Source organism: Bradyrhizobium sp. CCBAU 53415 (assembly GCF_028128735.1).
Lineage (GTDB): Bacteria > Pseudomonadota > Alphaproteobacteria > Rhizobiales > Xanthobacteraceae > Bradyrhizobium.
Genome location: NZ_LBJF01000027.1, coordinates 216063 through 234190, shown reverse-complemented (window position 1 = coordinate 234190; position 18128 = coordinate 216063). Strand labels below are relative to the sequence as shown.

The 18128-nt window shown below is 65.8% G+C and carries 16 protein-coding genes; 6 read left to right on the top strand and 10 right to left on the bottom strand.

Annotated elements, in window-relative coordinates; translation table 11 throughout:
- Positions 1–72: 72 nt before the first annotated feature.
- The 6 genes from glyS to XH87_RS29340 form a co-directional block, all read right to left on the bottom strand.
- Positions 73–2172, bottom strand: coding sequence for a glycine--tRNA ligase subunit beta (glyS, locus tag XH87_RS29365; protein ID WP_271589919.1), 2100 nt, complete (start codon positions 2170–2172; stop codon positions 73–75).
- Positions 2172–3107, bottom strand: a complete 936-nt coding sequence (locus XH87_RS29360; RefSeq protein ID WP_271589918.1) for a glycine--tRNA ligase subunit alpha — start codon at positions 3105–3107, stop codon at positions 2172–2174. Before XH87_RS29360 ends, glyS begins: the two co-directional genes overlap by 1 nt.
- A 200-nt stretch (positions 3108–3307) precedes the next feature.
- Entirely contained in the window at positions 3308–3499 is a 192-nt protein-coding gene (locus XH87_RS29355) for a hypothetical protein (RefSeq protein WP_028178670.1), read from the bottom strand.
- Between the two features lie 104 nt (positions 3500–3603).
- On the bottom strand, positions 3604–4512 hold the full coding sequence (locus XH87_RS29350) for a S49 family peptidase (protein WP_271589917.1): 909 nt from the start codon (positions 4510–4512) through the stop codon (positions 3604–3606).
- A gap of 214 nt (positions 4513–4726) precedes the next feature.
- Entirely contained in the window at positions 4727–5491 is a 765-nt protein-coding gene (locus tag XH87_RS29345; protein ID WP_271589916.1) for a tRNA1(Val) (adenine(37)-N6)-methyltransferase, read from the bottom strand.
- Positions 5484–5711 carry a putative signal transducing protein gene (locus tag XH87_RS29340; RefSeq protein WP_008131471.1) on the bottom strand — a complete coding sequence of 76 codons (228 nt, stop codon included), beginning with the start codon at positions 5709–5711 and terminating at the stop codon, positions 5484–5486. Before XH87_RS29340 ends, XH87_RS29345 begins: the two co-directional genes overlap by 8 nt.
- 132 nt (positions 5712–5843) lie before the next feature.
- Here XH87_RS29340 and XH87_RS29335 point away from each other — a divergent pair, with 132 nt between their 5' ends.
- The 5 genes from XH87_RS29335 to XH87_RS29315 all read left to right on the top strand — a co-directional run bounded on the left by XH87_RS29335 (position 5844) and on the right by XH87_RS29315 (position 10646).
- Positions 5844–6851, top strand: a complete 1008-nt coding sequence (locus tag XH87_RS29335; protein ID WP_158669111.1) for a polyprenyl synthetase family protein — start codon at positions 5844–5846, stop codon at positions 6849–6851.
- Positions 6852–7318: 467 nt separating this feature from the next.
- Positions 7319–7834, top strand: coding sequence for a winged helix-turn-helix transcriptional regulator (locus XH87_RS29330; RefSeq protein WP_271589915.1), 516 nt, complete (start codon positions 7319–7321; stop codon positions 7832–7834).
- 1 nt (position 7835) lies between these two features.
- Entirely contained in the window at positions 7836–9098 is a 1263-nt protein-coding gene (gene fabF, locus XH87_RS29325; protein ID WP_271589914.1) for a beta-ketoacyl-ACP synthase II, read from the top strand.
- 44 nt (positions 9099–9142) lie between these two features.
- Positions 9143–9775, top strand: coding sequence for a LysE family translocator (locus XH87_RS29320; RefSeq protein ID WP_271589913.1), 633 nt, complete (start codon positions 9143–9145; stop codon positions 9773–9775).
- Entirely contained in the window at positions 9768–10646 is an 879-nt protein-coding gene (locus XH87_RS29315) for an alpha/beta fold hydrolase (protein WP_271589912.1), read from the top strand. The genes XH87_RS29320 and XH87_RS29315 overlap by 8 nt, the downstream gene beginning before the upstream one ends.
- Positions 10647–10758: 112 nt before the next feature.
- Here XH87_RS29315 and XH87_RS29310 read toward each other — a convergent pair whose 3' ends face one another.
- From XH87_RS29310 to XH87_RS29300, 3 genes are all read right to left on the bottom strand, one after another.
- Positions 10759–11643 carry a 4-(cytidine 5'-diphospho)-2-C-methyl-D-erythritol kinase gene (locus tag XH87_RS29310; protein WP_271589911.1) on the bottom strand — a complete coding sequence of 295 codons (885 nt, stop codon included), beginning with the start codon at positions 11641–11643 and terminating at the stop codon, positions 10759–10761.
- 28 nt (positions 11644–11671) lie between these two features.
- On the bottom strand, positions 11672–13468 hold the full coding sequence (locus XH87_RS29305; protein ID WP_085973531.1) for a tetratricopeptide repeat protein: 1797 nt from the start codon (positions 13466–13468) through the stop codon (positions 11672–11674).
- Between the two features lie 289 nt (positions 13469–13757).
- Positions 13758–15419 (bottom strand): electron transfer flavoprotein-ubiquinone oxidoreductase, encoded by a 1662-nt coding sequence (locus XH87_RS29300; RefSeq protein WP_271589910.1) that lies wholly within the window; start codon positions 15417–15419, stop codon positions 13758–13760.
- 135 nt (positions 15420–15554) lie between these two features.
- Between XH87_RS29300 and XH87_RS29295 the strand changes: the two genes are divergently transcribed.
- On the top strand, positions 15555–16361 hold the full coding sequence (locus tag XH87_RS29295) for a uracil-DNA glycosylase (protein ID WP_271589909.1): 807 nt from the start codon (positions 15555–15557) through the stop codon (positions 16359–16361).
- A gap of 145 nt (positions 16362–16506) precedes the next feature.
- Here the strand turns inward: XH87_RS29295 and XH87_RS29290 are convergent, their stop codons facing one another.
- Positions 16507–18015 (bottom strand): glycosyltransferase family 39 protein, encoded by a 1509-nt coding sequence (locus XH87_RS29290; RefSeq protein ID WP_271589908.1) that lies wholly within the window; start codon positions 18013–18015, stop codon positions 16507–16509.
- Positions 18016–18128: the final 113 nt, after the last annotated feature.

The following is an 18128-nucleotide window of genomic DNA, read 5'->3' as shown; positions in this document are numbered from 1 at the left end:
GCGCGAAGCGCGAACCCGGAATCTCGAGATTCTGGGTTCGGTGCTACGCACCGCCCCGGAATGACGGAATGATCAATCCTGGATCTTCGAGAAGTCCGCCACCGCACGCGTGGCGCTGCGGATCTCGTTCAGCAGCTTCAGGCGGTTCTCGCGCACCTTCGCATCGTCGTCGTTGACGCGAACCTTGTCGAAGAACGCATCGACCGGCGGCCGCAGCCTTGCCATGGCGCTCATCGCCGCGGCAAAATCCTCCCTGGCGACGGCGGCGCTGGCCTCCGCCTTGACCTCGCCGATCGCTTTCGCCAGCGCCTTCTCCTCAGCGAGGCTGTAGAGCGCGGCATCGGGCGCGCCGTCGAAGGTCCGCTTGTCCTTCTTCTCCTCGATCGAGAGGATGTTGCTGGCACGCTTGGTACCGGCGAGCAGGTTCTTGCCGTCGTCGCTATCGAGGAATTTGCCAAGCGCCTCGACGCGGCGGACGATCATCAGGAGGTCATCCTGGCCGCCGAGCGCGAACACGGCGTCGACGAGATCGTGCCGCGCGCCCTGCTCGCGAAGCTGGACCTTCAGGCGGTCGGCGAAGAAGGCGAGGAGATCGCTTGGAAGCTTCTGCGCATCGGCCGTCTTCACCGACAAGCCGGCGAGCGCGGATACCGCCACCTTCATCAGCGACAGACGCAGCGTATTCTCCGCGATCAGCCGGATCACACCCAGAGCGGCCCGACGCAGCGCATACGGGTCCTTGCTGCCCGTCGGCTTCTCGTCGATGGCCCAGAAGCCGACCAGCGTATCGAGCTTGTCCGCGAGCGCCACCGCGACGCTGACCGGATCGGTCGGCACGCGATCGGCGGGGCCTTGCGGCTTGTAGTGCTCCTCGCAGGCAGCGGCGACGGAGGCGTCCTCGCCCTGGGCCAGCGCGTAGTACTTGCCCATCAGGCCCTGCACCTCCGGGAATTCGCCGACGACTTCGGTCAGCAGATCCGCTTTCGCCAGACGCGCGGCGCGCGTCGCCTTGGCGACGTCGGCGCCGACCAGCGGCGCGATCTCCGCGGCAAGGCGCTCGATGCGCTTGATGCGTTCGGCCTGGGTGCCGAGCTTCTCGTGGAACACGATCTGATCGAACTTCGGCAGCCGGTCCTCGAGCTTGGTCTTCAGATCCGTCTCGTAGAAGAACTTCGCATCGCTCAACCGCGCGCGGATCACGCGCTCGTTGCCGGCGACGATGGTCGCGCCGCCGTCGGTCGCCTCGATATTGGCGACCAGGATGAACTTGTTGGCGAGCTTGCCCGCTTTCGGGTCGCTCACGACAAAGCACTTCTGGTTATTGCGGATGGTGGCGCGGATCACTTCGCCGGGCGTCGCCAGGAATTCCTGTTCGAACGAGCCCATCAGCACGACCGGCCATTCGACGAGGCCGGCGACCTCGTCGAGCAGATTCTGGTCCTCGACCAGCTCGAACCCTTGCGCGAAGGCAAGCTGCTTGGCGTCGGTGAGGATCGCGTCCTTGCGGCGCTCGGGGTCGAGCACGACCTTGGCGCCGAGCAGTTTTGCCTCGTAGTCCTCGAAGCGGCGCACGGAGATCGCAGCCGGCGCCATGAAGCGGTGGCCATAGGTGGTCTGGCCGGTCGCGATGCCGTCGACCTCGAACTTCACGACATCGGGCTCTTCGGTCTCGAGCCCGAAGGTCGCGGTGATCGCGTGCAGCGGACGTACCCAGTTGAGCGAGCCGGGCTTGCCCGAACGCGCGCCCCAGCGCATCGATTTCGGCCAGGGGAAGGTGCGGATGATGACGGGCAGGATTTCCGCGAGCACGTCGATCGCGTCGCGGCCGGGCTTCTCGATCAAGCCGATGTAGAAATCGCCCTTGGGGTCGCGCTGGATTTTTGCTTCGTCCAGCGACTTCAATCCCGTCGCCTTCAGAAAACCCTGCACGGCCGCATCGGGCGCGCCGACTTTGGGTCCGCGGCGTTCGGTCTTGAGATCCGGCTGGCGCGCAGGGATGCCGTGCACGGTGAGCGCAAGGCGGCGCGGCGTGGCGAACGCTTTCGCACCCTCGTAGACGAGGCCTTCGGCGACGAGCTTGTCGGTGACCATGCGGCGCAGATCGTCCGCCGCCTTTCCTTGCATGCGCGCGGGGATTTCTTCGGAGAACAGTTCAAGCAAAAGATCGGGCATCAGGCCGCTCCGCCCGCTTCAGTGTGGATCCAGGCCTCGCCGCAGGCCTTGGCCAGCTCGCGCACGCGAAGAATGTAGCTCTGCCGCTCGGTCACGGAGATCACGCCGCGCGCGTCGAGCAGATTGAAGACATGGCTTGCCTTGATGCACTGGTCATAGGCCGGCAGCGCCATCAGGTGTTCTCTGCGATTGCTTTCGCGCCAGCCGGCATCGAGATATTTCCGGCAGGCCGCTTCCGCCATCTTGAACTGCTCGAACAGCATCGCGGTGTCGGCGTGTTCGAAATTGTGCCGCGAATATTCCTGCTCGGCTTGCAGGAAAACGTCGCCATAGGTGACCTTGGCGTCCCCCTCGCGGCCGTTGAAGTTGAGGTCGTAGACGCGGTCGACGCCCTGCACATACATCGCGAGGCGCTCGAGTCCATAAGTGAGCTCACCCGCGACCGGGGCGCATTCGAAGCCCGCGACCTGCTGGAAATAGGTGAACTGGCTGACCTCCATACCGTCGCACCAGCACTCCCAACCCAGGCCCCAGGCGCCCAGCGTCGGGCTCTCCCAATCGTCCTCGACGAAGCGGATGTCGTGCACGGCGGAATCGATGCCGATCGCGGCGAGCGACTTCAGGTACAGCTCCTGAAGATTCGGCGGCGACGGCTTCATGATCACCTGGAACTGGTAGTAGTGCTGCATCCGGTTCGGATTCTCGCCGTAGCGGCCGTCCTTGGGCCGCCGCGAGGGCTGCACATAGGCCGCGTTCCAGGGCTTTGGCCCGAGCGCGCGCAGGGTGGTCGCCGGATGGAACGTGCCCGCGCCCATTTCCATGTCGTAGGGCTGCAGGATCACGCAGCCCTGCTCGGCCCAGAACCGCTGCAGCGCGAGAATGAAGCCTTGGAACGAACGTTCCGGGCGCATATGGGCGGGCAATGAGGCGTCCATCGTCAGATCAGGCTCTCGCGGGGGGCTTTGAATCGCGCGGGACCGTATCGACGGCGGGGATGGGAATCAAGGCAAAGGGGGCCGAAATGGGCCCCAACGTCAGTCATTCCGGGGCGCCCGATGGGCGAACCCGGAATCTCGAGATTCCGGGTTCGATGCTTTGCATCGCCCCGGAATGACGTCATTTGGGAAGGCGCCGACTACCCCGGCCTATACGCTCCGGTCACGGGGTCACGCTTCAGCGTCTGGATATCCCCCATACGGGCGGCTTCGGCGACGCGCGACAGGCGCATCTCCTCCAGCTCCTGGTTGATCCGGACAGCGGTCTTGTAGGCCCAGCGGACCACGGCAAGCCCGCCCAGGACGCCCGCGAAAGCGACGAACGGCGGCATCGGTCGATCCTTGTCTAGTGCTCAGCCCCCACACGTATTGTTGCGCAGATGAGCCTGCATCGCAATTGGCTCACCTCGGGCCAAATGGCGCGGGAGGGCCCGGCCTAGAACCCGAATTTCGCCCAAATCGCCCGCGTCTCGACCGCCGAGATCAGCTCGTCCGGCAAGCCGGCCATTGATTCCAGCGCTGAAAGCTGCCCCGCGCCGGGCGATTTCCGTCCCAAAAGGCCGGAGAGCAGCCCGGTCGGCTGCGCTATCATGGGGGTGAGAACCTTCTCGCCGTAGCGGGCACGAAGAATTGAGCGGAGATCGCCGATGCCGTCGGCGAGCCCCAGCGCGATGGCGCTCTCGCCGGCCCAGTATTCGCCCGTGAACAGGCTGTCGTCCGCGCCTTTCAGCCTTGCGCCGCGGCTCTCCTTGACCAGCGAGATGAAGATCTGGTGGATCTCGCGCTGGATCGCCTTCAGCTTGGCGACGTCACCGGGGTTTTCCGGGAGGAACGGGTCGAGCATCGCCTTGTGCTCGCCGGCCGTGTAGAGGCGCCGCTCGATGCCGAGCCGCCTGATCGCCTCCTGAAAACCAAAACTGCCGCCGACCACGCCGATCGAGCCGAGGATCGAGGACGGATCGCAGATGATCTCGTCGCCGGCACAGGCGATCATGTAGCCACCGGATGCCGCGACGTCCTCGACGAACACGAGCACCGGCAGCTTCTTCTCCGCCGCGAGCTGCTTGATGCGCAAGTAGATCTGACGCGACTGCACCGGCGACCCGCCGGGAGAATTGATCACCAGCGCCACGGCCTTGGCGTGCCGATATGAAAACGCGCGCTCGAGCACCCGCGCGACGCCGGCAAGCGTCAAGCCGGGGCGCAGCGGCGTCACCGCACCGATCACCCCTGACAGCCGCACCACCGGCACCACGGCCGTGCCCGGCCGGAAGCGCGCCGGCAGATATTGCATGAGCTTGTCGGCCAGGCCGGAACTCTCACGATCGTTCAATTGTTCGGCCATGCCGTTACCTCTGATTAACCATTTCTTATCACGCGACTGTCATTGGAAGTGCCCGGAACGTGTTTTGCAGATTCCCCGTTGGGAGGCTGCAATGAGGCAGCGGAGAACACCATGAAAATCTATCTGCTGATGCTGCTGATCGGTGCGCTATTCATGGCGATCCGCCTCACGTCCCCGCAAGAGCAGCAGTCGGAATCGCTTCCCCGGTAAGCCCTCACGGTTCCACCAGCGGCAAGGCCGCTCGCCCTTCCAGAATCTCAGTCACCTCGCTCTTGGACAAGCCTGACTCGTCGTTGAGCACGAGGCCCGGCAGCAGTCGCGTCGGGGCCCGGCCACCCTTCACCGCACGCACCAGCACGCGGATCGCGGCCCGCCCCGCCTCGCCGTGAACCGGCAGGATCGAGAGGCTGCCGAAGCCGCGTGACAGCGCTGCCAGGACCTCAGCGATTCCATCTGCACGCCAGATCAAGGTCAGCACGCCATTGGATCGAAGGATACGGCGCGCTGCATGCACCCACGCATGCAGGGTCTCTTCCGTCGCCACATGCGCGGTGTGACGCGCCCGATCCGGCGAGCCGCGATGTCGGGCCGGATCGTTGAACGGCGGATTCATCAACACCACATCCACGCTGTCGGGCGACAGCCCGTTTGACGCAAAGGCCTGCGCCTCGGCGGTGACGTCGAGCACGATCGTCTCGGCGGCCATCCCGTTCGCCGCCGCGTTGCCGCGCGCGAGTTCGGCCAGCTCCGGATCGATCTCGACCAGGCTGAGCCGGATCCCGGCGACGCGCCGCGCCAGCGCCAGTCCGGCCGTGCCGACGCCGGCGCCGAAATCGACCACGCGGTCTCCCGCCCGGGCGTCGGTCGCCGCCGCAAGCAGAATGGCGTCATGCCCGGCGCGATGGCCGGATCGCTTCTGCATCAAGCGCAACTGCCCGCCGAGAAAGGCGTCCTCGGTAATATCTGCGGCCTCAATCATCGCCGCGCAATTCGTGGCTGAGGCCGGCTTCGGTGAGGAGCGCCCTAGCCTCCTGGGCATCGTCCTCGTGAACCAGGATCCGCCGCGGCAATATGCCGAGCGAGCCCTCGATGATGCTCATGTTCTGGTCCAGCACCAGGTGATGGATGTTGGCGCCGTCGAGCAGCGCGCCAATCGCCGACACCAGCACCATGTCATTGGTCCGAACCAGTTCACGCAAAATGCAGATCTCCTGCCTGAAAGGGGGGCAACGGCAAATGTCAATGGTTCCGCGGGCCTTGCCGCATTCGCCGCCAGTTTCTATTGTCTTTCCATCAGAATAGCCCTTCCGGGGCAAATATTGGAGACCGGCGTGGCCGTCATCGTACCTTTCGAAACTCCCGGCGCGTCGATCGAAGAGCTGGTTGCCCTTGTCGCCCCCGATATGGAGCGCGTCAACGCCACGATCCTGTCGCGGACCGGTTCGGACGTGACCATGATCCCCGAGGTCGCCAACCATCTGATCTCCTCCGGGGGCAAACGCCTGCGCCCGATGCTGACCCTCGCCATGGCCAACCTCGCCGGCTATGCCGGCGACGGCCATATCAAGCTCGCCGCCTCCGTCGAGTTCATGCATACCGCCACCCTGCTCCACGACGACGTCGTCGACGAGAGCGAGATGCGCCGAGGCAAGCTCTCGGCGCGCATGCTCTGGGGCAACGAGGCGAGCGTGCTGGTCGGTGACTTCCTGCTCGGCCAGGCCTTCCGCATGATGGTCGAGGTCGGCTCGCTCCGCGCGCTCGACATCCTCTCCGCGGCCGCCGCCACCATCGCCGAGGGCGAGGTGATGCAGCTGGCCGCCGCCAAGAACACCGCGACCACCGAGGACGAATATCTCGCCGTGATCCGCGGCAAGACCGCCGAATTGTTCGCAGCCGCCTGCGAGGTCGGCCCTGTCATCGCCAACCGCCCGAAGGCCGAGCAGACCGCCTGCCGCTCGGTCGGCATGAATCTCGGCATCGCCTTCCAGCTCGTCGACGACGTGCTCGACTATGGCGGCAAGAGCGCCAAGCTCGGCAAGAACACCGGCGACGATTTCCGCGAAGGCAAGATCACCTTGCCGGTCGTGCTCGCCTTCCGCAGGGGCAACGACACCGAGCGCGCATTCTGGATCCGCGCGCTGGAGCGCGGCGAGATCGGCGACAGCGATCTCGATCACGCCATCGGCCTGATGAACAAGCACCGCGCGCTCGAGGACACGCTCAGCCGCGCCCAGCACTATGGCGCCATGGCCGTCGACGCACTCGCGCTGTTCCCGCCCTCGCCGATGAAGAGCGCGCTGGAGCAGGTCGTGGCGTTCTGCCTCGCACGGTCGCATTAGGCGACTGGCTGACGTACTTCCCGATTTTCGCACTGTTGCCTACTCCGTCATCCTGAGGCTCGCCGAAGAGGCGAGCGCCTCAGGGTGCCGGTGACGGACAAGTGCGCGCTGTCTCCACCCGTCATTGCGAGCGCAGCGAAGCAATCCAGAATCCCGCCGCGGATACGACCTGGATTGCTTATGACGGAGTATGGCGCGACGGTATCGCTCGCTCTCGTGTCCCGGACGCGCTGCAGCGTGAAACGCTGCTGCGCAGAGCCGGGACCCATGCGACATCCAACGATCAGCAGTATGGGCCCCGGCTCTGCAGCGCACCGCAAAGAGGCGCTGCGCTGCGTCCGGGGCACGAGAGCGTCTGTCCAGCAACTGCGCTTCGCGTCACCAGCAGAAGCCAGCTTCATTCGCTCCGCATGCTTGGGCCCATCCATTAACTTGCATTTTGCAAGTGATTGCCCTAACCTCCCACTATGCAGCCCAAATCCTCCTCCATCCAGGAATGCCCCGTCGGCCGCGCCGTGGAGACGGTCGGCGAATGGTGGAGCATCCTGATCCTGCGCGACGCGTTTCAGGGCGCGACGAAGTTCGACGAGTTCTCGGAAAGCCTCGGCATCGCGCCGAACATCCTGTCGCGGCGCCTCGCCCATCTCACCGAGAGCGGCATGTTCATCCGCCGCCGCTACAACGAGCGCCCGCCACGCTACGAATATGTGCTGACGGACAAGGCGCGGGATTTCTTTCCCGTCGTCGTGGCGCTGCTCGCCTGGGGCAACAAGCATCTCGCGCCGAAAGGCCCATCCATCGTGCTGGCGAACCGGAGCGACGCTCGCCCGTTCGATCCGATCGTGGTCGACGTGACCGACATGCGGCCAATCACGCTCGCCAACACGATCGCCATTCCCGGTCCCCGCGCCAGCCGCGGGATGCGCGCGCGGCTCGCTTCGCTGAGGGCCATGAACCCGGCCGTCGCGCCGGCTGGAGACTGACATGCGTCGTATCGTCGTGACCGGCATGGGTGCGGTGTCGCCGCTCGGCTGCGGTGTCGAACTGTCGTGGCGGCGTCTGCTCGCCGGCCAAAGCGGGCTGCGCCCGCTACCCGAATGGGCACAGGCGCTGCCGGCACGCATTGCCGGCCTCGTGCCCGACAAGGTCGATGACGCTGAGGGCGGATTCGATCCGGCGCAGGCCGCGGCGCCGAAAGACCAGCGCAAGATGGACCGCTTCATCCTGTTTGCGCTGCTCGCCACTGCAGAAGCGGTCGCGCAGGCCAAATGGACGCCGCAGGATGCGGCGGCGCTGGAGCGGACCGCGACGATCATCGCTTCCGGCGTCGGCGGCTTCCCGGCGATGGCGGAAGCGGTGCGCATCACCGAGCACCGCGGCGCGCGCCGGCTTTCCCCGTTCACGATCCCTTCGTTCCTCGCCAACCTCGCCGCGGGGCACGTCTCGATCAAATACGGCTACAAGGGCGCGCTCGGCACACCGGTCACCGCCTGTGCCGCCGGCGTGCAGGCGATCGGCGATGCAGCGCGGATGATCCGCGCCGGCGAGGCCGATGTCGCGATCTGCGGCGGCGCGGAAGCCTGCATCGACATCGTCAGCCTCGGCGGCTTCGCCGCGGCCCGCGCGCTGTCGGGCGGCTTCAACGACGAGCCCACCCGCGCCTCGCGCCCGTTCGATCGCGATCGCGACGGATTTGTGATGGGCGAAGGCGCGGGCATTCTCGTGATCGAGGCGCTGGAGCATGCGCTGGCGCGCGGTGCCTTGCCGACCGCCGAGATCGTCGGCTACGGCACGACGGCTGACGCCTATCACATGACGTCGGGTCCACCGGATGGCGAGGGCGCCCGACGCGCCATGGCGATCGCGCTTCGGCAGGCGAACCTTGCGCCCGCCGATGTGCAGCACCTGAACGCACATGCGACCTCGACGCCAGCCGGCGACGAGAGCGAGCTTGGCGCGATCGGCGCGCTGTTCGGCCGTAACCGCGGCATCGCTGTCAGCGCAACCAAATCGGCCACCGGTCATTTGCTTGGCGCCGCCGGCGGCCTGGAGGCGATCTTCACCGTACTCGCCCTACGCGACCAGATCGCGCCGCCGACACTCAATCTCGAAAATCCGGATCCCGGAGCTGAAGGCATCGACATCGTTGCCGGCGCAGCGAGAGCAATGCCGATGCAGAGCGCCATCTCCAACGGGTTCGGCTTCGGCGGAGTGAATGCCAGCGTGATCTTCCGCCGGATGGGTTGAGCGAGAGGCCTTGCAATCGCCGCTCGCTCCGTTACGAAAACAGGATGATCGAAACGAACTTCTGGCCGTTCCTGGCCGCAGCCTGTCTCATTGCCGCCGTTCCGGGCCCCGGCATTTTCTACGTCGCTGCACGGACCCTGTCGGAGGGACGCGCCTGCGGCTTCGCATCGACTGCAGGGACGGCGCTCGGCGGGCTCGTTCATGTCGTCGCGGGCAGCCTCGGCATCTCCGCGATCATCCTGGCCAGCTCGGAACTGTTTGCCGCCGTGAAATTCGTCGGCGCGCTTTACTTGGTCTGGCTTGGGATCGAGACGTTTCGCAGCGCCGGTCGCGCGCGGGCGCTCGAGAGCGGAGCCGTCGGCGACAAGCGTGCCTTCCGCGACGGCGTGCTGGTCGAAGCGTTGAACCCGAAGACCGCGGCATTCTTCCTCGCCTTCATTCCGCAATTCCTCGATCCCTCGGGATCGAACCCGACGCTGCAATTCCTCATGCTCGGTGCGATATCGGTCACGCTGAACACGCTCGCCGACGTCGCGGTGGTGCTGATGGCCTCCGCGACACGTACGCAGCTGACCGGAAGGCCGCATCTGATGCGGCACCTCACCCATGGCTCCGGCGTCTTCATCGCCAGCCTCGGCCTCTCGCTCGCATTGGCGCGGCGTCCGGCAAATGGCTAGCCCCCCGCAAGACCGTTTCTACGAGTCTCACGGCCTGCGGCTGCATTTCGCCGATTGGGGCAATGAGAGCGCGCCGCCTCTCATCCTGGTCCATGGCGGGCGCGACCATTGCCGGAGCTGGGACGTCATCGCCCGATCGTTGCAGCCGCATTTTCACGTGGTTGCGCCCGATCTGCGCGGCCACGGCGATTCCGACTGGACCCGAGGCGGCAGCTACGCGCTGACGGAATATGTCTACGATCTCGCCCAGCTCGTCCGCAATATCGCAGCACCTCAAGTCACTCTCATCGGCCATTCGATGGGCGGCATGGTGAGCCTGATCTTTTCGGGCTCATTCCCCGAGCAGGTCACGAAACTCGTCGTCCTCGACGGCGTGACCATGTTGCCGGATACAGCAAAGCCGCCGGTGCATGAGCGCATCGGCAAATGGGTCGGCCAGCTCGACAGACTGCACGACCGTACGCCGCGCCGCTATGCCACGCTCGAGGACGCCGCCGCGCAGATGATGCTTCACAACAAGCGCCTGTCCCGCGAGCTCGCCCTGCATCTTGCAACGCATGGTGCGCGGCAGAACGAGGATGGCACCTATAGCTGGAAGTTCGATCCCTATCAGCGCGCCGCTGCGCCGCACCGGCTCTGGCCTGACGATCACATCGAGCTCTGGTCGCGCATCACGTGTCCGACGCTGCTGCTCAATGCCGGTGAAAGCTTTCTCGCCGGCGCCAGGGCGGTAGGCCTGGAGCGGTACTTCCCGCAGGCGCGCATCGAGACCATCGCGGGCGCAGGACACTGGCTGCAGCACGACAAGCCGCAGCAGGTGCTGGGCGAGATCCGGCAGTTTCTGGGATTGGCCGCGGAAGGCGTAGCCTAGCTCATCTTGTAGCCCGCATGAGCGCAGCGACATGCGGGAAGCCGCCATGAAGAATCCCGGACATCGCTTCGCTCATCCGGGCTACGCAGCTCCATCGCAATGACGAACAGACCTAGCTCAAGGTCCCCGCATGCACCCACCAGCCGTGGTGATCGCGCCGGATCTTCTCGGCAGCGGCATGCGCCTCGTTTGCCGCGCCATAGATCGCAAAGCAGGTCGCGCCGGAGCCGGACATGCGGGCGAGCTTGACGCCGGAGGAGTCGCGCAAGGCTTTCAGCACCTCGCCGATGACGGGTTCGATCCGCAGTGCGGGGGCTTCGAGATCGTTGGCGACGGTTTCGAGAACATCGACCCAATCGGCGATTGATCCGCCCTCCTCCGGCCAGGCCGGAGCCCCGAGGACCGAGGTGGCGCCGACCAGGAGCTCGCCATTGCGCAGGCCGAGCTCCTGGAACACGTCCTTGGTGGCGACAGGCACGCGCGGATTGACCATCACGCAGGGCATGCTCGGCAACGCGAGCGGCAGCAACTGCTCGCCGACACCGGTCATGTCGCAGGCACGAGAAACCAGGCACACCGGCACGTCGGCGCCGGTCGCGAGCGCGACCTTCTGCAGCCTGGAATCGTCGAGCGACAGATTGTTGAGACGCGCCAGGAGCCGCAGCGCCGCCGCGGCGTCGGCCGAGCCGCCGCCAATGCCGGCCGCCACCGGCAGCACCTTGTCGAGCGCGAAGGCGCCCAGCTTCAGGCCCGGCACGGCCTCGGCCAGAAGCCTGGCGGCCTTGAACACGAGATTGTCGGTTGTGTCGCCGCAGGCCGCGGCCAGCGGCCCGGTGGTGGTGAGCTTCAGCTCGGCTCCCGGCTCCAGCGTCAGCCGGTCGGCGCAGTCGGCAAACGCAACTACGCTTTCGAGATCATGATAGCCGTCGGCACGACGACCGACGACGCGAAGGCTCAAGTTGACCTTCGCCCGCCCCTCTTCAATCAACGCCGGCATCGGCGACACGCCCCCAACTTCACCCGGACTAGCCGCCCTTGCCGTCGTCCTTCTTCTTCTCGGCCTGCGCCGCCGAGGAGTTCGAATTGTCCTCCGAGAGGCCATTGGCGATCTTGGCCTCGATCTTCGGCAGTTCTTCCGGCTCGGGCTTGAGATCACGCGCATGCGACCACTGGAACTTTGCTTCCAGCGTGCGGCCGACGCGCCAATAAGCGTCGCCGAGATGGTCGTTGATGGTGGGATCCTCGGGCTTGAGATCGATCGCGCGCTCGAGGTTCTTCACCGCCTCTTCGTAATTGCCGATGCGGTAATAGGCCCAGCCGAGGGAATCGACGATGTAGCCGTCGTCGGGACGCTGCTCGACGGCGCGCTTGATCATCTTCATGCCTTCGTCGAGATTCACGCCTTGGTCGATCCAGGAATAGCCGAGATAGTTGAGGACGTGCGGCTGGTCGGGCTGGAGCTCCAGCGCCTTCTTCATGTCGGCCTCGGCCTTGGCCCACTGCTTGGAGCGCTCCTCGCAGATACCGCGATAATAGTACCAGACGCTGTTGGCCTTGTCGTTGCCCGCAGGCAGCACGTCGATGCCCTGCGAATAGGTCGCACCGCAGTCGCCGAACCTCTTGCGACCGCGCTCGATGTTGCCGAGCGCCATGATAGCTTCGAGGTCCTTGGCATCCTCCGTGGTGACCCCCTTGAGAATCTTGATCGCCTCGTCGGTGCGGTCGGCGGAATCGAGATCAATGGCGAGCTGGATCTGCGCGTTGCGCTTGAGCGGCGAGGTCGACGGCACGCGCTCATAGACCTTGATCGCCATCTGCGGCCGCTTCACCGATTCATAGAGATCGGCGAGCGAGAGCAACGCCAGCGGATGCGTCGGCTGGAGATAGAGCGAGAGCTGGAGATAGACCAGCGCCAGGTCCTCGCCGCCGCGGCGGGTCAGCGTGGCGCCGATGCCATAGAGCGCTTCGGCGGCGCCGGCTTGTGCGGAATCGACGAGCGGCGGCATCTTCTTGCCGGCCTTGGTCTCGCGCAGACCTTGCTGGATCAGCGGATGGCGCGCGAGCTTCTTGTCGAAGGCCTGATAGACGGTGGTCGCGGCGGCGGAATCCTTGTTGCGCGAGAGCCAGCGCGCATAGGCCTCGGTCACGCGGAGCATGGAATCGTCGAGCTTGTAGGCGCGCTCGAAGCGGGTGCCGGCGTCCTTCTCCCTGCCGGAGAGTTCCAGGATCATGCCGGCGTGAAGATCCTTGAACAGCGGATACCATTCGGGGCCTGCCAGCTTGTCGATGGTGGCGACACCACCCTTGGCATCGCCGGCACCATAGGCGGCCCAGCCCGACAGCAGCGTGGCGACGAGATCGGTGATCGGGCCGCGGATCGACTGGTTGATATTGGTCTGCGCGGCCGCATATTTCTTCAGCTTGAGATCATGCACGCCGACGACGAGACGCGCGACGCGGTTGGTCTTGTCGATGGTGAGGATGCGCTCGGCGAGCTTGACGGCTTCGTCGATGTCGCCGTCGGCGACCGACGAGATGAAGGCGCGGTCGAGCAGTTCGTTGTTCTTCGGATCGGTGCGGAGCGCCGAACGGTAGAATGCGGCGGCGGAGGCCGCGTCACGCTCGACGCTGGCGTGGCGGGCGGCGAGATAGCTGCCGGCGCCGGTAAGCGACTTCAGATCGTTTCGGGTCGGAAACTGCGCCGCCGTGTTCTCCGGGTGATCCGGCGTCTGCGCCAGGACCGCACCGGGGACGGCCACGAGCGCAGTGCCCATGAGGGCGATGGCAGCGGCAGTCCAGCGGTTGAAACGATTTGAAAACATCAGGGCTCGCCTTGAGTTGGTAGTGCCTGGGTTGCAGCAGAAGGCCGTGTCGCATGCGAACGCGGCCGGTGGCATCGGGACCCGGAACCGTCAGGCCGACAATGCCGCTTTTGGCGCTTCGCCGCAAGGATTCGGACCGGGCGATCCCCCTCCGCACGCCCAAATCGGCCAAATGAATCCGCCACGGGCGCCCCAAGACGCCGCTACTATGGCCTTATCGTGGCCGCGGCGGGTGGCCGCAGCCGGGTCCTCACGCGAACGTGCGTCAGGTCACCTTTTGTGGCCCGTCTTACATCGCTTCGTAGTTCGGGCCACCGCCGCCCTCCGGGGGAACCCAGGTAATGTTGCCGTTGGGGTCCTTCACGTCGCAGGTTTTGCAATGAACGCAGTTCTGGGCATTGATCTGGAAGCGCGGGCCAGAGCCTTCCTCGATCCATTCATAGACGCCGGCCGGGCAGTAGCGATTCGAGGGGCCGGCGAAGACGTCATGCTCGGAGGTCTTCTGCAGGTTCATGTCCGCCACCTTCAGATGGACCGGCTGGTCCTCCTCGTGATTGGTGTTGGACAGGAACACCGAGGACAGCTTGTCGAAAGTGATCTTGCCGTCGGGCTTCGGGTAGTTTTTCGGAGCATGCTGCTTGGCCGGATCGAGCGTGGCGCGATCGGGCTTGGCGTGCGACTGGGTCCCAAATAGCGAGGTGCCGAACAGCGAGTTGCACCACATGTCGAAGCCTCCGAGCGCGACGCCGAGCACGGTGCCGAACTTCGACCACAGCGGCTTGACGTTGCGCACCAGGAACAGGTCCTTGCCAACGGAGGACGAGCGCCAGGCGTTCTCGTACTCGACGAGTTCGTCATTGGCGCGATCGGCGGCGAGCGCTGCAGCGACGTGCTCCGCCGCAAGGATGCCGGTGCCCATCGCATTGTGCACGCCCTTGATGCGCGGCACGTTGACAAAGCCGGCCGCGCAACCGATCAGCGCGCCGCCGGGGAAGCTGAGTTTCGGCACCGACTGATAACCACCCTCGGTGATGGCACGCGCACCGTAGGCGAGGCGCTTGGCGCCTTCGAAGGTACCGCGGATCGAGGGGTGGGTCTTGAAGCGCTGGAACTCGTCGAACGGCGAAAGATAGGGATCGTCGTAGTTCAGATGCACGACGAAGCCGACGGCGACGAGATTCTCGTCGTAGTGATAGAGGAAAGAGCCGCCGCCGGTCTTCATGTCGAGCGGCCAGCCAAAGGAATGCTGTATCATCCCCTTTTGATGCTTCGCCGGGTCGATCTGCCAGACCTCCTTGAGGCCGATGCCGAACTTCGCCGGCTCGCTCTTGGCATCCAGCGCGAACTTCGCGATCAGCTGCTTGGTCAGGCTGCCGCGGGCGCCTTCGGCGAACAGCGTGTACTTGCCGAGCAATTCCATGCCACGGGTATAGGAGTCCTTCGGCTTGCCGTCGCGGCCAATGCCCATGTCGCCGGTGGCAATGCCCTTGACCTTGCCCTCCTCGTCATAGAGCACCTCGGCGGCGGCAAAGCCTGGATAGATCTCGACGCCCAGCGCCTCCGCCTTGCGCGCGAGCCAGCGGCAAACATTGCCGAGCGAGCCGATATAGCAGTGATGATTGTTCATCAGCGGCGGCATCATGAAATTCGGCAGCTTGATCGCACCGCCAGCCGTCATCCAGTAGAAGCGGTCATCCTTCACCTGGGTCTTGAGCGGGCAGTCGGCATCCTCGCGCCAGTCCGGGATCAGCTTGTCGAGGCCCGCGGGATCGATCACGGCGCCCGAGAGAATGTGCGCGCCGACCTCGGAGCCCTTCTCCACCACGACGACGTTGAGATCGGCGTTGAGCTGCTTCAGCCGGATCGCGGCCGACAGGCCGGAAGGGCCGGCGCCGACGATGACGACGTCGAATTCCATGGATTCGCGCGGGGGAAGTTCTTCGGTGCTCATCTGATCTCAGCCCTTGAGACGGTCCTCGGTCGTTTGCGCCCCCTTGTTTCCGATTTTTCCGGACAGGACAACCTCGGAAATGCGTTTCGCCGGGGTGCAAGACCGTCCAAGGTGATATAAAAGTCAGACTTTCCCATGATCCCCGAACCCGCACCCACCGTCCGCGAGCTTCTCGCCTTCTATCTGGAGGCCGGTGTCGACTGCGCGCTCGTGGAGGAGCCGATCGACCGCCTGGCGGAATTGGATGCCCCCCCGCCGGCACCGCGCGCGGCACCTCCGGTCGAGGCGCCGCGGCCGGGCGCCGCGCCCGCGGTCATGCGCGGCGAAGCGGCGCCTGCGCCTGATGTCGCGATCGCTTCCGCACGCGAGGCCGCGCGCACCGCGCCGACACTCGAGGCGTTGCGCGAACTGATGCAGGGTTTCGAGGGCTGCGCGCTGAAGCACACCGCAACGCGGCTGGTGTTCGCCGACGGCAATCCGCAGGCGCGCATCATGTTCGTCGGCGAGGCGCCGGGCCGCGACGAGGACATCGAGGGACTGCCTTTCGTCGGACGCAGCGGCAAGCTGCTCGACCTCATGATCGGCGCGATCGGGCTCAACCGTACCACCGCCTACATCGCGAACGTCATTCCCTGGCGACCGCCCGGCAACCGCACGCCAACGCCGCAGGAGACGCAAATCTGCCTGCCCTTCATCCAGCGCCAGATCGAACTCGTGAACCCGGACGTGCTGGTGACGCTCGGCAATCCCTCGACGCAGACGCTGCTCGGAACGCGCGAGGGCATCATGCGGACCCGCGGACGCTGGTTCGACTACGACGCCGGCGGGCGGACCATCCGCGCGCTGCCGACGTTCCATCCGGCCTATCTGCTCCGCTCGCCATCCTACAAGCGATTGGCCTGGCAGGATCTGCGGTCGATCGCGAAAGCGCTGGCGGGTTGATGCTCTCGTGTCCCGGACGCGGTGCGGCACGTAGTGACGCTCCGCAGAGCCGGGATCCAAAGCGCACCACGTACCGTGCGGCAAGATAGGCCCCGGCTCTGCAGCGCACCACTTCCTGCTGCGCAGCGTCCGGGGCACGTGAGCGTCACGTCCCCTTCGGCCGAACGATGGCCCAGCCGATACGCAGCAGCTGCTGGCGGCCCGTCACCAGCCATTCGAAGGCGCGCGGGACTTCCGGCACGATGCCGGGAAAGCGCTTGAGGATGTCCGGCGGCGGGGTGCCGGCGGTATCGGAGGCGCGCCAGACCACGACGCCGCCGGTCTCGCTGAATTTGGTCTGATTCATCCACGGCGTGCGCGCAGGATCGGCATCGATGAACAGATGCGGCCGGCCGGAGTGCAGCGCGATCAGGCTGGCGAGCTGGGTCTCGCCGGCGACGGCACGCAGGCGATGGTTGGTGCGACGGGCAAAGCTCTCGTCGAAGAAATCCGAGATCGCGCGCGCCGGCATCGAGGTCGCAATCTCGTTGGCGCCGGTCCAGGGCAGGAACAGGACGGCGAGCACCACGCCGGCGGCGGGCGCGATGATGGCAGCAGCCCATACCGTACGCAGCATCCGCGTGCGGCGCATCGCGATGAGATCGCCGGCCGCAACGACCACGGCAAGCCCGGGCATGACCAGCACGACACCGGCGCCGCCGATGACGGAGTCGAGCCCGAGCAGGCCGGAGATCAGCACCGCGCCGAGCGGCGGAGCCAGCGCGAAGAAATAGACGAAGTTGCGCGCGAGCGGCTCGACCGGCGGGCGGCAGATGATCGGCGGTTCCTCGCTCTTGCCGTCGAACAGCCCGGTGTTGAGGAAGGTCAGCGCCGGGATCGCAGCAGCCCCGAGCATGAGTCCGCCGAACAGCCAAGCCGCATGCAGCGCGCGGGCGTCGAGCTCGGCGACTTGCGGCAAGGTCGGTATCGTCAACGTCTCGGCCCGCATCAGCCAGACCGCATAGGGCAGCGCCAGCACGGCGACGACGATCAGTGCAAATAGCGGATCGAGCCCGCGCAGCGTCCGCCGGCCGCCGGCGGTCGAGACCGCGAAGACGACGATCAGCAGGAGGAGAAAGATCGCCGCCGGTGTCGTCAGAAGCAAAAGGCCTGCTTCGATCGACCAGGCGAACCAGGCATTGCCGCGGCGCTGGCCGATGATCTGCCAGGAATGCAGCAGGAGTAGCGCCCAGAGCGGCCGCGCCAGCACCAGGGGGCCGAAGTCGAGCGCAGGCGAGGAGAAGGCCAGCACTGTCATCGTCAGCAGCACGGCGAGCACCGCCTGCTGCGAGCCGATTACGGCACGGGAGAGATGATAGAGCGCGATGAAGGTCGTGATCTCGCAGAGCTGGGCGAGGACATAGACGCCCAGCATGTGGCCGCCGGCGGCGCGATAGGCGATGTCGGCGAGCCAGACCGGTAGCGGCGGGCCGAGATCGGTGCCGACCTGGTATTCCCTGCCGAAGGCCAGGAGGGTCGCGAGGTTGCCGGGCGGGCTGCGGTAGAACACCAGCGCCACGAACAGCCACATCAAAGCCTGGAGCAGCACGGCAATCCACACGATCAGCCGCGGCCGGGCGCGAATGAGCTCGATGACCAGGGAGGTAAACCGCATGCAACGTCCGAATGATGCAGCCAGTCCAGCCGGCCCTTTTCGCTCACATCCGTTTTGATAATCGGCGTCACGCGCCGTGGCAACCGCGTCTCTTGTCCCTCTCCCCACTTGCG

Bases quoted from the DNA above. Each gene is read 5' to 3' on its own strand.
- glyS (WP_271589919.1), bottom strand. From the start codon at position 2,172: ATGCCCGATCTTTTGCTTGAACTGTTCTCCGAAGAAATCCCCGCGCGC.
- XH87_RS29360 (WP_271589918.1), bottom strand. From the start codon at position 3,107: ATGGACGCCTCATTGCCCGCCCATATGCGCCCGGAACGTTCGTTCCAA.
- XH87_RS29355 (WP_028178670.1), bottom strand. From the start codon at position 3,499: ATGCCGCCGTTCGTCGCTTTCGCGGGCGTCCTGGGCGGGCTTGCCGTG.
- XH87_RS29350 (WP_271589917.1), bottom strand. From the start codon at position 4,512: ATGGCCGAACAATTGAACGATCGTGAGAGTTCCGGCCTGGCCGACAAG.
- XH87_RS29345 (WP_271589916.1), bottom strand. From the start codon at position 5,491: ATGATTGAGGCCGCAGATATTACCGAGGACGCCTTTCTCGGCGGGCAG.
- XH87_RS29330 (WP_271589915.1), top strand. From the start codon at position 7,319: ATGCAGCCCAAATCCTCCTCCATCCAGGAATGCCCCGTCGGCCGCGCC.
- fabF (WP_271589914.1), top strand. From the start codon at position 7,836: ATGCGTCGTATCGTCGTGACCGGCATGGGTGCGGTGTCGCCGCTCGGC.
- XH87_RS29320 (WP_271589913.1), top strand. From the start codon at position 9,143: ATGATCGAAACGAACTTCTGGCCGTTCCTGGCCGCAGCCTGTCTCATT.
- XH87_RS29315 (WP_271589912.1), top strand. From the start codon at position 9,768: ATGGCTAGCCCCCCGCAAGACCGTTTCTACGAGTCTCACGGCCTGCGG.
- XH87_RS29310 (WP_271589911.1), bottom strand. From the start codon at position 11,643: ATGCCGGCGTTGATTGAAGAGGGGCGGGCGAAGGTCAACTTGAGCCTT.
- XH87_RS29305 (WP_085973531.1), bottom strand. From the start codon at position 13,468: ATGTTTTCAAATCGTTTCAACCGCTGGACTGCCGCTGCCATCGCCCTC.
- XH87_RS29300 (WP_271589910.1), bottom strand. From the start codon at position 15,419: ATGAGCACCGAAGAACTTCCCCCGCGCGAATCCATGGAATTCGACGTC.
- XH87_RS29295 (WP_271589909.1), top strand. From the start codon at position 15,555: ATGATCCCCGAACCCGCACCCACCGTCCGCGAGCTTCTCGCCTTCTAT.
- XH87_RS29290 (WP_271589908.1), bottom strand. From the start codon at position 18,015: ATGCGGTTTACCTCCCTGGTCATCGAGCTCATTCGCGCCCGGCCGCGG.